This is a genomic window from Rhizobium sp. F40D2, assembly GCF_051810745.2.
GTDB lineage: Bacteria > Pseudomonadota > Alphaproteobacteria > Rhizobiales > Rhizobiaceae > Rhizobium.
Window position 1 is genome coordinate 1,001,435 of sequence record NZ_CM131436.1, and the last position, 13,450, is coordinate 1,014,884.

Sequence of the window (13,450 nt, forward strand, 5' to 3'; positions counted from 1 at the left end):
CTTCCCGCGAAAAACCGATTGCATATTGCTATCAGTCTATATAGGGTGAACCAGTTGCCAATCGCAATCGGTTTGTTACACTAAACGCAATCCAAAAGGAGGATGGACATGAGAAGGCTTGGCCTCCTACTGGCCGACCGCCGAAAGCGAAGACACATTCAAGGCCTATATGAACGACATCGCCAAGATCGCCGTGTCGAGGACGATGACCGAACCCGGCTGGAACAATGCCCGAGTTATCAGCGATCCGATCCCGGAACTGACGCGGCTGAAGCAGGAAGATGGCAAGACGATCTTCATCTTCGGCAGTGCCGAGCTTGCCGACAGCCTGCTGAAAGCGGGGTCTCATCGATGAAATCAGGGTCTGCATGGTGCCCGTCATCCTCGGCGGCGGCAACCCGCTTTTCAAGCCTGCGGAGGGCAGGGCGCCGCTGAAGCTCATCGAATCCTCGACGACGCAAGGCGGCGCGGTGATCCTGCGCTACGAGCCCGTGAAAGCGTAGCGTGTTAGACTATCTGATGACGCCGGCGGCCCAATCTGTGGCCGCATTCGGCTTTTCCTGCGGAAATGGCGCCTCTATCATTGTCCCCGAATATGGGGAGACGGAGCATGGCAGAAGGCGCTGACCTGCCGCTTGCGGAAGAACAAGATGAACGTCCGGCGGTGGATACACCGGTGGAGATCCGATGCAGCGACGGCGTGATGCTCGGCGGCCATCTCTGGACCTCGGGCGGGGCAAAGGCTCACGCCAGCGTCATCATCAATCCGGCGACCGGCGTGCTTGCACGTTATTATCACCGTTACGCCCAGTTTCTCGCCGCTCACGGTTTCGACGTCCTGACCTTTGACTACCGCGGCATTGGGCTTTCACGGCCGGCGAGGCTCCGAGGCTGCGGTTATCGGTGGCGGGAGTGGGGCGAAAAGGACTTCGACGCGGCGCTGCGGTTCATGGACGGACGGGCGGACCAGCCGCTCTACATCGTCGGCCACAGCATCGGCGGTTTTCTGCCGGGCCTCTCGCAACATGCCGGCCGGATCGACCGCATGCTGACGATGGGCGCCCAATACGCCTATTGGCGTGATTATGCGCCGGCGCGCCGGATGCGGCTGCTGATGAAATGGCACGTCGCCATGCCGGCGCTGACGGCGCTTTTCGGCTATTTTCCCGGCAAACGGCTCGGCTGGCTCGAGGATCTGCCGGCCGGCGTCGCCCATGAATGGAGCTTTCGCCGGGCGCGCATGGAAATGAGCTACCCCGCCGCGGAGCGGGACGAGGTGCTGAAGCGTTTCGCAACGGTGACCGCACCTATCCTGGCCGTCGCCATGTCGGACGACGAACTCGGAACCGTGCCGGCGATCCGTCGCACGCTTGCCTATTACCGCAACGCCGAGATCGACGAAGCGCTGTTGCAGCCCGCCGATCTCGGCTTCGAGTCGATCGGCCATTTCGGCCTGTTCCATTCACGTCATTGCGAGGGCTTCTGGCGCGATAGCGTCCTCTGGCTGCGCGACGGCATCCATCCCTGGGCGGCGCAGGCAGCTGTCTAGAGAAGTTCACATTCGACTAAAAACCGGTTTTTAACATTTACGAGTTAGTAATCTCTGGGAAACGAGAGATTTTGTCATGCGTACTCGTATCGTTCTGACCGCCGTGGGTCTCGCGCTGCTTGCCGGCTGCGCGACAGCGCCGAAGCAGACGCGGAACATCTGCGCCGTCTTCGACGAGCGCGACGGGCTTTTCTCCAGCTGGCAAAGTGCGGCCGAGCGGACGGAGAAGAAATACGGCGTGCCTGTGCCGATCCTGATGGCGACGATGTACACCGAATCCGGCTTTCAGCCCTATGCGCGGCCGCCGCGCACCAAACTGTTCGGCTTCATTCCCTGGACCCGGCCCTCGACCGCCTATGGCTATTCGCAGGCGCTCGACGGAACGTGGGACCACTATCAATCGCAGACCGGGAACTGGACCGCACGGCGGGCGAACTTCGCCGACGCGATCGATTTCATCGGCTGGTACCACGCCCAGAACAGCGCCGAGACCGGCATTCCGCTGAACGATGCCTATAATCTATACCTCGCCTATTATTCCGGCCCGACGGGATACAAGCGCGGCGACTGGCGCTCGAATGGTCAGTTGCAGCAGACCGCGCAGAAATTTGCGCGGATGGCTGGGACGTATCAGCAGCAGTTGCAGGGGTGCGATTGATTTAAGGGTGTGCTGTGAAAGCCCCCATCCGGATCACAGGGGGCCTACCCCCGCAAATTCCCGTACCTGACCGAATAAATCCGATCCCGCCCCAGCAGATGCGCGATCAGCGACCCCTTGTCGAACAGGCCTTTCATCGCTTGATGGCCGAGATCGAGGCCGCCGCTCATGACGCCGAAAGCGGGCATCAGCAGGCGGGCGCCGTCGGTGGCGAAGCAGGGACGGCGGATGGATCTTTCGCGGCGGCGCACCGTCGCCGACGGGTGCAGGTGGCCGGCGATTTCGCCGCTCTGCAAGCCGTTCCTCGGCTCATGGCGGAACGTCAGGCCGGCATAGTGCATTTCGTCGACAGAGGCACCGGGCAGATCGACAACGCCGTCAGGATCGTGGTTGCCGTTGACCCAGATCCATTCGCGGCCGCGGGCCATGGCGACGATCAGCGCCCGAAAATTCTCCGGCAGATGCTTGGAGCCGATGCGATCGTGAAAATTGTCGCCGAGCGAGACGACGAGCTTCGGATCATAGCGGGAAATGACGGCGGCCAGCACGGTCAACGTCGCCAGCGTATCATAGGGCGGCAGCATCATGCCACGGCGGGCGAAGGCTGCACCTTTTTCCAGATGCAGATCGGAGACGACGAGCAGGCCGGCGTCCGGCAGATAGAGGGCGCCAAGCGGATCGCAGACGGCGGCAATGCCATGGACCGATGTCTCGATCCCGGGGACCGCAGCCAATCCGGATATGTCGCGCGCCAGCGCCAGGCGGTTCATCACTATCGTCGTTTCCAATTCTCGTCAGGCCCAGTCTCTTCAGGCGAGCGCCTCGGCGATCAGATCGTCGGCCGCTTCGGCCAAGAGCGCGTCATGGGCCTCGCCCGGCACCGCCTCGCGTCCGATCTCCAGCATCACCGGCACGGCGAGCGGAGAAATATGGTCGAGCGGGCGGTGGGTGATGTGGCCCCTGATTCGCCTCAGCATATCGCCAAGGCGGCCAATATCCAAAAGTCCCGTCGCCGCATCCTGCCGCGTCGCCTGCAAGAGGATGTGATCCGGCTCGTGGCTGCGCAGCACGTCATAGATCAGATCGGCCGAGACGGTGATCTGCCGGCCGCTCTTTTCCTTGCCCGGATGACGGCGCTCGATCAAGCCTGCAATCACGGCGCAATTGCGGAAGGTGCGCTTCAGCAGGAAGGATTCGTCGAGCCAGGCTTCGAGATCGTCGCCGAGCATGTCCTCGTCGAAGAGGTCGGAGAGGCTGAGCCGGCCATTGGCGATCATCAGCCCCATATCCTCGAGGCCCCAGACGGCCAGCGAATAATCGGTGGCGACGAAGCCGAGCGGTTTGGCGCCCGCCCGCTCCAGCCGGCGGGTCAGCAGCATGCCGAGGGTCTGATGGGCGAGACGGCCTTCGAAGGGATAGGCGACGATATAACCGCGGCTGCCGCGCGGGAAGGTTTCGATCAGGAACTCGTCGCGCTTCGGCAGCATCGACTTGTCGTTCTGCAGCGACAGCCAGTCGCGCACCTGATCCGGCAGGTGGCGCCAGCGGTCGGGATCGGCGATCATCGCCCTCACCTGCTCGGCGAGATAGGTCGACAGCGGAAACTTGCCGCCATTGTAGGAGGGGATTTTCGGATCGAGCGAAAAGGCCTGCGAGGCCAGGCATTCGTTTTCGCGGATGCCCTCGAAGCGCAGCACCTTGCCGGAGAAGACGAAAGTATCGCCCGGCGACAATTGCTCGAGGAAATATTCCTCGACCTTTCCAAGCGTGGCGCCGCCGCGGCCGATCCGGCCGCCCTCGCCGCGTTTGACCATGCGGATATTCAGCATCGGGCTCTCGACGATGGTGCCGAGATTGAGGCGGTATTGCTGGGCGACGGCCGGATTGGAAACGCGCCAGCGGCCCTCCTTGGTCTTGCGGATGCGGGCGTAACGCTCATAGGTGCGGAGCGCATAACCGCCGGTCGCGACGAAATCGACGATGCGCTCGAAGGTCTCCCAGCTGAGATCGGCATAGGGCGAGGCGCTGATGATTTCATCGTAGAGTTCCAGCATGTCGAAAGGTTCGGCGCAGGCCATGCCGAGCACGTGCTGGGCGAGCACGTCGAGCGCGCCGCGGCCGACCGGCGGCGTGTCCTGCGCGCCGATATAATTGGCGTCGAGGGCCGCTTGGCACTCCATGACCTCGAAGCGATTGGCCGGCACGAGGATCGCCTTCGAGGGCTCGTCCATCCGGTGATTGGCGCGGCCGATGCGTTGGGCAAGACGCGAGGCGCCCTTCGGCGCGCCGACATGGATGACGAGATCGACATCGCCCCAGTCGATGCCGAGATCGAGCGTCGAGGTGGCGACCACGGCGCGCAGCCGGTTGTCAGCCATCGCCGCCTCGACCTTGCGGCGCTGGGCGACATCGAGCGAGCCGTGGTGGAGGGCGATCGGCAGATTGTCGTCATTGATCGTCCAGAGTTCCTGGAACAGCATTTCGGCCTGGCTGCGGGTATTGACGAAGAGCAGCGTCGTCTGGTGGTCGACGAGCTGGTTGTAGACGTCGGGAATGGCATATTTGGCGGAATGGCCGGCCCAGGGAATACGCTCCTCGGTCGACAGGATCGAGATATCAGGCTTGGCGCCGCCTTCGACGACGACGAGACCGGCATGGTGTTCCCTGCCCTCCTGTCCGCTACCCTCCTGTTGGGCAACCAGCCATTTCTGCAGATCCATCGGTTCGGCGACGGTCGCCGACAGGCCGATGGTCTGGAGGCCGGGGGCAAGCCCGCGCAGACGGGCAAGGCCGAGCGACAGCATATGGCCGCGCTTCGAGGTGACGAGCGAATGCAGCTCGTCGAGGACGACATATTTCAGATCCTTGAAGAAGCGCTCCGCCTCGCGGTTGGCCAGAAGCAGGGCGACCTGTTCGGGCGTCGTCAGCAGAATATCCGGCGGGTTGAGCTTCTGGCGCTGGCGCTTGGCGTTCGGCGTATCACCGGTGCGGTTTTCGACGGTGACGGGCAGGCCCATTTCCTCGACCGGCTTCATCAGATTGCGCTCGATGTCGATCGCCAGCGCCTTCAGCGGCGAGACATAGAGCGTATGAATGCCGGTGAAGGCAGAGCCGGGCGGAATTTTGCCACGGCGGGTGAGATCGGTCAGCGACGGCAGAAAGCCGGCAAGCGTCTTGCCGGCGCCGGTGGGCGCGATCAGCAGCGTACTTTCGCCGGCCTCGGCGCGGGACAGCAGCTCCAGCTGATGGGCGCGCGGCCGCCAGCCCTTTTCCGCAAACCAGCGGGTAAAGGCGGCAGGCAGCAAAGCGCGGGCTTCGGAATCGATCTGGTCCACGCCCTGAAGGTAGTGAAAGCCTGAGGAAAAAGAAGAGCGTCCATCGCCTCACACGGCGATATAGCGGTCCTTGCGGTGGTTGATGGCAAGCGTGAGGTTGAAGACGACGGCGCCGAGCACGGAGCAGGCGATGATCGAAGGGCTGGCGACCAGGAAGGAGAGCGCCAGGATGAGGCAGTCGAAGCCGAGCTGGACGAGACCGGCGCGCCAACCGAGACGATCCTGAATATAGAGGGCGAGAATGCCGATACCGCCGAGGCTGGCGCGATGGCGGAACAGCGCCAGCATGCCGGCGCCGATGACGAGGCCGCCGAAGAGCGCGCCTGCGATCGGATTGACATGCGCAATGCCGATAAAGCCCGGGACGAATTCCGAGAGGATTGAAGTCAGCGCGATGGCGGCAAAGGTCTTGATGGTGAAGGCCGCGCCCATGCGGCGGAAGGCGAGATAGTAGAAGGGCAAGTTCACGGCGAAGAAGCAGAGGCCGAAGCTGTAGCCGGTCGCATAATGGGCGAGGAAGGCGAGACCCGCCGTGCCGCCGGCAAGCAGTCCCGCGCCTGAGAGCAGCGAGACGCCGAGCACGGCGAGCATGCTGCCGGCGACGATGCCCTGGGCGTCGTCGAATAGCGAGTGGCGGTCGGCGCTGGAATTCAGAAGGCCTGCGAAGGCGTTGGCTGCCATGATGTTCCCCTGTCGGCTTTTGCCGTTTCTATCCGCCGTCACAATAAAGGCAAGCGGCAAGTAACAAGGCAGCTCTTGACAACCGGCATAATCATGGATATTTTTTATCCATGATAGGAGATCGCTTCGATGAAGATGAGCGATGGCGTCGAGCAGGCCATACACAGCGTTGCGATGCTTGCCGGTCTCTCCGAAGGCGGCGTGCTTTCGGCCGCGGCACTGGCGGAATTCCACGGTGTGTCGACGAGCTATCTGCTGAAACATCTGCAGGCGCTCTCGGGCGCCGGTATCCTCGACACCGTGCCGGGGCCGCGGGGTGGATATAGACTGGCGAAGGCGCCGGAAGAGATTTCGCTGCTCGATATCCTGCTCGCGGTCGAAGGGCCGGCGCCGGCTTTCCGCTGCGCCGAAATCCGCCAGCGCGGGCCGAACCCGGTCTCCGACCGGCTCTTCGCCAAGCCCTGCAACATCAGCGCGGCGATGCTGAGAGCTGAACGGGTCTATCGGGCCGAACTGGCCAAGACCAGCATTGCCGATCTCGGCATCGAATTGACCGCTATCGACGACGGATCGATCGCAGCCCGCGGCTGCGCCTTCCTGGAAATCCATGAACGCAAGACGGCTCGCTGAGCCACAACAAAGGAGAAGACCATGCAACCGCGTTTCAACTTCGCCAAAGCCGCCCCCGATGCCTACAAGGCGGTCGCCGCACTCGAGCAATACGTCCAGTCTTCCGGGCTGGAGCGTCGCTTCATCCACCTGATCAAGCTGCGCGCCTCGCAGATCAATGGCTGCGCCTATTGCGTCGACATGCATGTGAAGGAAGCTCGCCATGATGGGCTCAGCGAGCAGTGGATCAACCTGCTGTGCGTCTGGCGGGAATCGCCGATCTATGACGCCCGCGAACGGGCGCTGCTCGGCTGGGTCGATGCGGTGACGAACCTTGCCAAAACCGGCGCACCGGATGCCGATTACGAGGCGCTGAAGGCGCATTTCTCCGAGGAGGAGATGACCAAGATCACCGTGGCGATCGGCGCGATCAATATCTGGAACCGACTCGCCGTCGGCTTCCGCTCGCAGCATCCGATCGATGCTGCCGTCAAGGCCGCTTGAGGCCAATGACACGGGGGTGAGACCGGTGGCTTAACCCAGGCAAACGTGGAGCCAAACGCCACCGCGTTGAACCAGGAAGTGCGACGTGTCATCCGCTGCGTCAACCGCAAGTTTGGCAAAACAGCTCCCCAACCTCCGTCATCCCAGGCCTTGAGCCTGGGATTCACGCCCCGCCCGATGGAGGCCAGCGTGGATCCTCGGGTCAAGCCCGAGGATGACGGAGTGTGGGGTGGTTTGTGGAGCAAGGACAGCGAGGATGGCATCCCAGCAACCGACCCGAAAATCTCGGGTCGGTTGAATATCCCGTTACTGGCGATCGGTCGTGGCACCCACCGCGACGGCGTCAAACCCATCGCCCGAAAGGTCGATGCTATTGAAGAGGTCGCGGACGACTTTCGCGATTTCCTCTGCGGAAGCGCCTTTGGCGTATTCTTCCTGCATGCGGCGTCTCACAAGCTTTTCCAAATCTGACATAACTCACCTCATCAAATCCGGCGCGGGAAGAAGTGTCGCGCCGGGACGGAAGAGAGGCAAGTTACGTTTTGTTTAGAATTGGTTACGGATTTGTAAGGTTGGGCACCCGCTACCTTACAGCGCGATGTACCTGTCGGCGCGGTGGTTGATGGCGACGAAGAGGTTGAGGACGACGGCGCCGAGGACGGAATAGAACACCACCGGCGGCGTGGTGACGAAGAAGGCGGCGGCGAGCACGCAGAGATCGATGGCGAGCTGGACAAGGCCGGCGCGGATGCCGAAACGCTCCTGCAGGTAGACGCCGAGAATGCCGACGCCACCGAGGCTGGCGCGGTGGCGATAGAGCGCCAGCACGCCGAAGCCGAGCAGCAGGCCACCGAGAAGGGCGGCCCAGGCCGGATGGATGCTCGAAATGGAAAAGAAGCGCGACTGCACGTCTGATAGCACCGAAGTCAGGCCGATGGCGATGAAGGTCTTGACGGTGAAAGCCATGCCGAGACGCTTCCAGGAGAGCCAGAAGAACGGCAGGTTGAGCAGGAAGAAGGCGAGGCCGAAATTGACGCCGAAGGCATAATGCAGCAGGAAGGCCACACCGGCGGTGCTGCCTGTGAGAAGCCCGGCGCTGGCGAGCACGTAGAGGCCGAGTGCGGCGACGAGACTGCCGGAGAATATGCCCTGCACGTCTTCAATCGGGGCATGGCGCGTGGCGCTGGTATTCCAGAAGCCAAGGGCATTGGTAAGCTGTGTCATGTCGCCAGTCTCCACGGCAGACGAGTTCAGGGACACGCCGGGTAAACCGGGCGCGGCGAAAGTTTGGGTCATGAAATGAGCCCGAGCGCCTTGGCGTTTATTGCCGGGCTCGCTGCCGATGCGGTGCAGTATCGGGCCTTTCGGCAAGCGGATCAAGCAAAATAGGTAAGCAATGCTGACCTATAAAAACATCGCAAGAAATGTTCGCTCACGCGGGTTTGCGCGTAAGGAACAGAATGCCGGCAACCGGTTTGCCGCCATCTTTGCGAATGACCGTCTTGACGATCTTCAGGATTTCGAGGCCGTGGCGGGCAAGCAGCAGTCTCACATAGGCTTCCGAATGGGCATAACGCAGCGACGGCGCGAGGTGGAAGCCGCCGCTGTCCCCAGCATCTTCGACGGAAAAGGCGATATCGGCGCCTGATGCGGCGAGGTCTTCGATGACGGCAAAGACGCTCTCGAGATTGCCGAGATACATCAGCACGTCAGCGGCCGTCACCAGATCGGCGCGCCGACGCCCCGCCTCGGCAAACAAGCCGGAGAGATCGGGCGCCAGCGACAGATCGGCCTGAGCGAGGTGATCATAGATCCCCTTCTCGGCGGCTTTGGCCAGCATGTTCTGTGAGAGGTCGAAGCCTTCGAGGCGGCTGACGCCGGCGCGGATCTGCGGGCCGAGCAGGCCGGTGCCGCAGCCGAGATCGACGGCGCATTCGTAATGCCTGCCGGTGGACGCGACGAGGGCTGCGAGCTTCTGCGGAACGGTGTAATCGAGTTTTTCGACGAGCGCTGATTCGAAACGGTCGGCATAGTCATCGAACAGGCGCTCGACATAGCGGCTCGGCGGCCGATCCGGTGTGGCGGCGTCGCCGAGAAGGGCGAGCTTGAGGGCGGCGCCGAAAATGTCGTCGGGATCAAGGGCAAGCGTGTTGCGATAGGCCTCGATCGCGGCCTCGCCGCTGCCCGCCTTTTCGCGATAGGTGGCGAGGCGATACCAGCCGGCGGCCCAGCCCGGCACCAGTTCGAGGGCCTGTTCCATCAGCTCGGCCGCCGCCTCCGGCTCGCCGCCCTCGTCGAGCATTCGGGCATAATCGGCGCGGCGGTCGGCGATGACGTCGCCTGAGGAAAGCTGGTGGGGCTGCATCATCGGCTCTCTATTTGACGCATGTCGTTGCGCTGCACAGTTTTGCGTGGCCCGCATCTGGCGGCGGCCACAAAAAAACTCAAGTCCTATTTCAGAGGCGAAGCGGCCAATCCCCGAAAGGGCTTGCGGGCAACACGCCGCAACCTTATTCCAAGGGTAAACAGGAGATGGCGCATGTCCGATCAGGTGAACAGGTTCCTCGGCGATCCGCTCGCCCGCACATTGATAAAGCTTGTCGTCGTGTCGCTGATCGTCGGTTTCGTCATGACGGTGTTCGGCCTGACGCCGTGGAACATCATCTATGGGTTCCGGGACTTCATCCTGGAAATCTGGCATCGCGGTTTTTCAGCGCTCGGGCGCGTCGGCGACTATCTCCTCCTCGGGGCGACGATCGTCATCCCGCTCTTCGTCATCCTTCGCCTTTTCAGCTATCGCCGGTAACATGACATCGATCGATCTTTCCAGGCGCAGCCTGCTCATCCTTTCCGGGCTTTCACTTGCCACCGGCATCGCCGGCTGCACCACCAGCCCGCGCCTTGCCGGCACGCCTTCGAACGGCGAGGACGAAACGGCGAGCGTATTGCCGCTGGTCAACCAGCTGAGAGCGAAGAACGGTCTGCCGCCGCTTGCTGTCGATCCGGCGGCGAGCACGGCCGCGCTGTTCCAGGCCAAACGCATGGCAAGTGCGGGCAAGATGGCGCATCTGATGGGGATGACCGACGGTTTCGGCGCCCGCGTCAAGGCGAGCGGCGTCCGGCTGCCGGCGGCGGAGAATATCGCCTCCGGCCAGCAGAGCGTCGATGCGGTGGTGACGGCCTGGATCAACTCGCCGCATCATCTGGAAAACATGCTCGGGCGTTATGACGGCCTCGGCGTCGCCGTCGCCCACAATTCATCTTCCAGGAACCTGCCCTATTGGGCCATGGTGCTGTCAAGCTGAGGCGATTCGGCCTCGAGATCAGGCCAGGCATGGATACGCACAATAACAGGTTCGCCTTCGCGGTGACGCACCGGCTGGTGCTGTCGATCGCCATTCCGATGACGCTCGGCTTCATGACAACGCCGATGCTCGGGCTGACCAACACCGCCGTCGTCGGCCGCATGGGCGATCCGGAAGCGCTGGCGGGGCTGGCGATCGGCGCGATGCTGTTCGATCTGATCATGGGCAGCTTCAATTTCCTGCGCGCCTCGACGACCGGGCTGACGGCGCAGGCCTATGGCCAGCGCGACCAGCACGAGCAGCAGGCGGTCTTCTTCCGGGCGCTGATTTCGGCGCTCGTCTGCGGGCTGGCACTGCTCTGTCTTTCGCCGCTGCTGAGTGCGGCGGGGTTGCGGCTGATGGGCGCGGAAGGCGCGATCGGAGAGGCGACCAGCACCTATTTCTCGATCCGGATCCTCGCTGCACCGGCTGCGCTCGCCAATTACGCCATTCTCGGCTTCGTGCTCGGGCGCGGCCAGGGCAAGATCGGGCTGCTGCTGCAGGCAATCATCAACGGGATCAATATCCTGCTGTCGATCCATCTCGGCCTGACGCTCGGCTGGGGCGTGGCGGGGGTCGCCTGGGGAACGATGGCCGGTGAGACGGCCGGGGCATTTGCCGGGCTTTTCATCGTGCTCGGCGGCTTTGCCAAGGCCGAGCGGCCGGCATGGGCGGAGATCTTTTCCCGGCATCGGCTGGCCGAGCTTTTCGCCCTCAACCGCGACATCCTGATCCGCACCTTCGTGCTGATCGGCGCCTTCACCATCATGACCCGGATCGGCACCAGCTTCGGCGCGGTGACCCTTGCCGCCAATGCCGTGCTGATGAATTTCGTCCTGCTCTCCAGCTACTATCTCGACGGGCTTGCCAATGCCGCCGAGCAGATCACCGGCCGGGCGATCGGCGCACGCTACCGGCCGGCCTTCGACCGCGGGCTGAAGCTGACGATCCTGTGGTCCTTCGGCCTGGCGGCGATCGTTTCCGCTTTCTTCTTCCTCGCCGGTCCCTGGCTGATCTCGGTGCTGACGACCTCACCCGAGGTGCGGCAAGCGGCGGCGGCCTATCTGCCCTGGGCGGCGGTGACCGGGCTGACCGGCGCGCTCGCCTTCCTGATGGACGGGGTCTTCATCGGCGCGACATGGTCGGCCGATATGCGCAACCGGATGCTGTTGTCCTTTGCCGGTTATCTGCTGATGCTCGCCGTCTTCGTGCCGCTCTTCGGCAATCACGGCCTGTGGCTTGGTATGAACGCCTTCCTGCTCTTCCGCGGCTTTTTCCTGGCGCTGCTGGTCAAGCCGCGGGCCGATCAGAGCTTTCGCGCCGCCCAGTAATCCAGCCTGCTGTCACGGAACTCGCCGATCGTGGCTGCCTTTTCGCGGTCCATGAGTTTGGAGAGGCCGCGGACGATATCGCCGGGCAAGCCGGGACCTTCATAGACCATGCAGGAATAGAGCTGGACGAGATCGGCGCCCGCCCTGATCTTCTCCAGCGCGGTTTCGGCCGAGGAGACGCCGCCGACGCCGATGATCGGCAGCGCGGCGCCGACACGCTTGCGCATTCTCGCAAGCACCGACGTCGATTTTTCGAACAGCGGCACGCCGGAGAGGCCACCCGTCTCCTTGGCCTGGCGCTGATCCTTGAGGCCGTCGCGAGACAGCGTGGTATTGGAGACGATCAAGCCATCCAGCGCATGCGAAAGCGCTTCCGCTGCGATATCGTCCATGCCTTCCTCGGTGAGGTCGGGGGCGATCTTCAGGAAGACCGGGACCTTGCGGCCGGAGGCCGCCGCCACTTCGTCGCGCGCTGCAAGCACTGATGATAGCAGCGCTGCCAGGCTTTCTCGCGCCTGCAGGTCACGCAGGCCGGGCGTGTTCGGCGAGGAGATGTTGGCGGTGAAATAGCGCGCCACCGAATGGAAACGGCGGATGCCGGCGACGTAATCGGCGATGCGATCCTCGCTATCCTTGTTGGCGCCGATATTGACGCCGACGATGCCCTTGGCGCTCAGCGCCGCGAGGCGCGCGAAAGCGGCCTCATGGCCTTCATTATTGAAGCCGAGACGGTTGATGACGGCCTCATCCTCGACCAGGCGGAAGATGCGCGGCCGCGGATTGCCGGATTGCGGCTTCGGCGTCACCGTGCCGATCTCGGTAAAGCCGAAGCCGAGCTTCAGCAGAGCCTCCGGCACCTCGGCATTCTTGTCGTAGCCTGCCGCCATGCCGAGCGGGTTTTCGAAGGTGAGGCCGGCGACGGTCTGGCGCAGGCGCGGATCGGGCGTGATCTGGCAGGCGGGCACCAGGCCGGATTTCAACGCGGCGATCGACATGCCGTGCGCCGTTTCCGGATCGAACAGGAAGAGACCCTTGCGGGCGAGGCGTTTGAAAGGATCGATCATGGCTGCAGCTCCGGGACAATATGGGCGCCGGCCTGGTCGAGCGGCAGCGGCGCTTCCCAGAGCACGGCCTCAAGCGGCAGATCGGCATAGAGATGCGGGAAGAGATCGCCGCCGCGCGAGGGCTCGAACACCAGCTTGTCACCGAAGCGGCCGCCATTGACGGCAATCAGCAGCAGGCCGGACTGGCCGGTAAAATGCAGCGCGGCAGTCTGCTTCACCTGGTCTGCCGTCGAGAAATGGATGAAACCATCCTTGAGATCGATGCCGGCGCCATGAAAAATGCCGGTTTGTCTGGCTTGCTGCCAGAGCGTTTCCGTCACGATCTTGTAAAGGGTCGGTGTCACGCTCATCATGGCCTCGCGATTGCTGATCCTC

15 protein-coding genes and 1 pseudogene are annotated in these 13,450 nt (G+C 63.1%); 9 read left to right on the plus strand and 7 right to left on the minus strand.

Annotated elements, in window-relative coordinates; genetic code table 11:
* Window positions 1-112: 112 nt before the first annotated feature.
* The 3 genes and pseudogenes from ACS4RS_RS04770 to ACS4RS_RS04780 all read left to right on the plus strand — a co-directional run.
* Window positions 113-503, plus strand: a pseudogene (locus ACS4RS_RS04770) (dihydrofolate reductase family protein); the annotation flags it as partial.
* Between the two features lie 107 nt (window positions 504-610).
* Window positions 611-1,549: an alpha/beta hydrolase family protein gene (locus tag ACS4RS_RS04775; RefSeq protein ID WP_439008504.1), complete on the plus strand. Its 939-nt coding sequence runs from the start codon at window positions 611-613 to the stop codon at window positions 1,547-1,549.
* A gap of 76 nt (window positions 1,550-1,625) precedes the next feature.
* Window positions 1,626-2,207 carry a transglycosylase SLT domain-containing protein gene (locus ACS4RS_RS04780; RefSeq protein ID WP_003588729.1) on the plus strand — a complete coding sequence of 194 codons (582 nt, stop codon included), beginning with the start codon at window positions 1,626-1,628 and terminating at the stop codon, window positions 2,205-2,207.
* Between the two features lie 44 nt (window positions 2,208-2,251).
* Here the strand turns inward: ACS4RS_RS04780 and pdeM are convergent, their stop codons facing one another.
* From pdeM to ACS4RS_RS04795, 3 genes are read right to left on the minus strand one after another with little or no spacing between them, the layout of a single operon-like run.
* Entirely contained in the window at window positions 2,252-2,977 is a 726-nt protein-coding gene (gene pdeM, locus ACS4RS_RS04785; protein WP_439008503.1) for a ligase-associated DNA damage response endonuclease PdeM, read from the minus strand.
* Window positions 2,978-3,016: 39 nt separating this feature from the next.
* A complete protein-coding gene (locus ACS4RS_RS04790) occupies window positions 3,017-5,542 on the minus strand; it encodes a ligase-associated DNA damage response DEXH box helicase (protein WP_439008502.1) in 2,526 nt (841 codons plus the stop codon).
* A gap of 48 nt (window positions 5,543-5,590) precedes the next feature.
* Complete coding sequence (locus ACS4RS_RS04795; RefSeq protein WP_439008501.1) at window positions 5,591-6,223, minus strand: YitT family protein; 633 nt, start codon at window positions 6,221-6,223, stop codon at window positions 5,591-5,593.
* A 129-nt stretch (window positions 6,224-6,352) separates the two neighbouring features.
* Here ACS4RS_RS04795 and ACS4RS_RS04800 point away from each other — a divergent pair, with 129 nt between their 5' ends.
* The 3 genes from ACS4RS_RS04800 to ACS4RS_RS04810 all read left to right on the plus strand — a co-directional run bounded on the left by ACS4RS_RS04800 (window position 6,353) and on the right by ACS4RS_RS04810 (window position 7,807).
* The gene (locus tag ACS4RS_RS04800) at window positions 6,353-6,853 is read left to right on the plus strand and encodes an RrF2 family transcriptional regulator (protein ID WP_012556521.1); all 501 of its coding nucleotides are present in this window, start codon (window positions 6,353-6,355) and stop codon (window positions 6,851-6,853) included.
* 21 nt (window positions 6,854-6,874) lie between these two features.
* Window positions 6,875-7,336 (plus strand): carboxymuconolactone decarboxylase family protein, encoded by a 462-nt coding sequence (locus ACS4RS_RS04805; protein WP_439008500.1) that lies wholly within the window; start codon window positions 6,875-6,877, stop codon window positions 7,334-7,336.
* Window positions 7,337-7,402: 66 nt separating this feature from the next.
* The gene (locus tag ACS4RS_RS04810) at window positions 7,403-7,807 is read left to right on the plus strand and encodes a hypothetical protein (RefSeq protein ID WP_439011884.1); all 405 of its coding nucleotides are present in this window, start codon (window positions 7,403-7,405) and stop codon (window positions 7,805-7,807) included.
* A 117-nt stretch (window positions 7,808-7,924) separates the two neighbouring features.
* Here ACS4RS_RS04810 and ACS4RS_RS04815 read toward each other — a convergent pair whose 3' ends face one another.
* A complete protein-coding gene (locus ACS4RS_RS04815) occupies window positions 7,925-8,560 on the minus strand; it encodes a YitT family protein (protein ID WP_439008498.1) in 636 nt (211 codons plus the stop codon).
* 208 nt (window positions 8,561-8,768) lie between these two features.
* Window positions 8,769-9,701 carry a methyltransferase gene (locus ACS4RS_RS04820; protein ID WP_449313991.1) on the minus strand — a complete coding sequence of 311 codons (933 nt, stop codon included), beginning with the start codon at window positions 9,699-9,701 and terminating at the stop codon, window positions 8,769-8,771.
* A gap of 174 nt (window positions 9,702-9,875) precedes the next feature.
* Here ACS4RS_RS04820 and ACS4RS_RS04825 point away from each other — a divergent pair, with 174 nt between their 5' ends.
* The 3 genes from ACS4RS_RS04825 to ACS4RS_RS04835 are packed head-to-tail and all read left to right on the plus strand — an operon-like array spanning window position 9,876 to window position 12,011.
* Window positions 9,876-10,142, plus strand: coding sequence for a DUF6460 domain-containing protein (locus tag ACS4RS_RS04825; RefSeq protein WP_449313901.1), 267 nt, complete (start codon window positions 9,876-9,878; stop codon window positions 10,140-10,142).
* Window position 10,143: 1 nt separating this feature from the next.
* On the plus strand, window positions 10,144-10,641 hold the full coding sequence (locus tag ACS4RS_RS04830) for a CAP domain-containing protein (RefSeq protein ID WP_439008497.1): 498 nt from the start codon (window positions 10,144-10,146) through the stop codon (window positions 10,639-10,641).
* Window positions 10,642-10,670: 29 nt separating this feature from the next.
* Window positions 10,671-12,011 carry an MATE family efflux transporter gene (locus ACS4RS_RS04835; RefSeq protein ID WP_439008496.1) on the plus strand — a complete coding sequence of 447 codons (1,341 nt, stop codon included), beginning with the start codon at window positions 10,671-10,673 and terminating at the stop codon, window positions 12,009-12,011.
* Here ACS4RS_RS04835 and ACS4RS_RS04840 read toward each other — a convergent pair.
* Window positions 11,987-13,075, minus strand: a complete 1,089-nt coding sequence (locus ACS4RS_RS04840) for a quinone-dependent dihydroorotate dehydrogenase (RefSeq protein ID WP_439008495.1) — start codon at window positions 13,073-13,075, stop codon at window positions 11,987-11,989. The two genes, ACS4RS_RS04835 and ACS4RS_RS04840, sit on opposite strands and share 25 nt — an antisense overlap.
* Entirely contained in the window at window positions 13,072-13,425 is a 354-nt protein-coding gene (locus ACS4RS_RS04845) for a DUF952 domain-containing protein (RefSeq protein ID WP_439008494.1), read from the minus strand. Before ACS4RS_RS04845 ends, ACS4RS_RS04840 begins: the two co-directional genes overlap by 4 nt.
* Between the last annotated feature and the right edge of the window lie 25 nt (window positions 13,426-13,450).

Excerpts from the sequence above, each read along its gene's own strand:
- ACS4RS_RS04825 (WP_449313901.1), top strand. The coding sequence starts at position 9,876 with ATGTCCGATCAGGTGAACAGGTTCCTCGGCGATCCGCTCGCCCGCACA.
- ACS4RS_RS04795 (WP_439008501.1), bottom strand. The coding sequence starts at position 6,223 with ATGGCAGCCAACGCCTTCGCAGGCCTTCTGAATTCCAGCGCCGACCGC.
- ACS4RS_RS04800 (WP_012556521.1), top strand. The coding sequence starts at position 6,353 with ATGAAGATGAGCGATGGCGTCGAGCAGGCCATACACAGCGTTGCGATG.
- ACS4RS_RS04775 (WP_439008504.1), top strand. The coding sequence starts at position 611 with ATGGCAGAAGGCGCTGACCTGCCGCTTGCGGAAGAACAAGATGAACGT.
- ACS4RS_RS04830 (WP_439008497.1), top strand. The coding sequence starts at position 10,144 with ATGACATCGATCGATCTTTCCAGGCGCAGCCTGCTCATCCTTTCCGGG.
- ACS4RS_RS04845 (WP_439008494.1), bottom strand. The coding sequence starts at position 13,425 with ATGAGCGTGACACCGACCCTTTACAAGATCGTGACGGAAACGCTCTGG.
- ACS4RS_RS04820 (WP_449313991.1), bottom strand. The coding sequence starts at position 9,701 with ATGCAGCCCCACCAGCTTTCCTCAGGCGACGTCATCGCCGACCGCCGC.
- pdeM (WP_439008503.1), bottom strand. The coding sequence starts at position 2,977 with ATGAACCGCCTGGCGCTGGCGCGCGACATATCCGGATTGGCTGCGGTC.
- ACS4RS_RS04805 (WP_439008500.1), top strand. The coding sequence starts at position 6,875 with ATGCAACCGCGTTTCAACTTCGCCAAAGCCGCCCCCGATGCCTACAAG.
- ACS4RS_RS04780 (WP_003588729.1), top strand. The coding sequence starts at position 1,626 with ATGCGTACTCGTATCGTTCTGACCGCCGTGGGTCTCGCGCTGCTTGCC.
- ACS4RS_RS04815 (WP_439008498.1), bottom strand. The coding sequence starts at position 8,560 with ATGACACAGCTTACCAATGCCCTTGGCTTCTGGAATACCAGCGCCACG.
- ACS4RS_RS04835 (WP_439008496.1), top strand. The coding sequence starts at position 10,671 with ATGGATACGCACAATAACAGGTTCGCCTTCGCGGTGACGCACCGGCTG.
- ACS4RS_RS04840 (WP_439008495.1), bottom strand. The coding sequence starts at position 13,075 with ATGATCGATCCTTTCAAACGCCTCGCCCGCAAGGGTCTCTTCCTGTTC.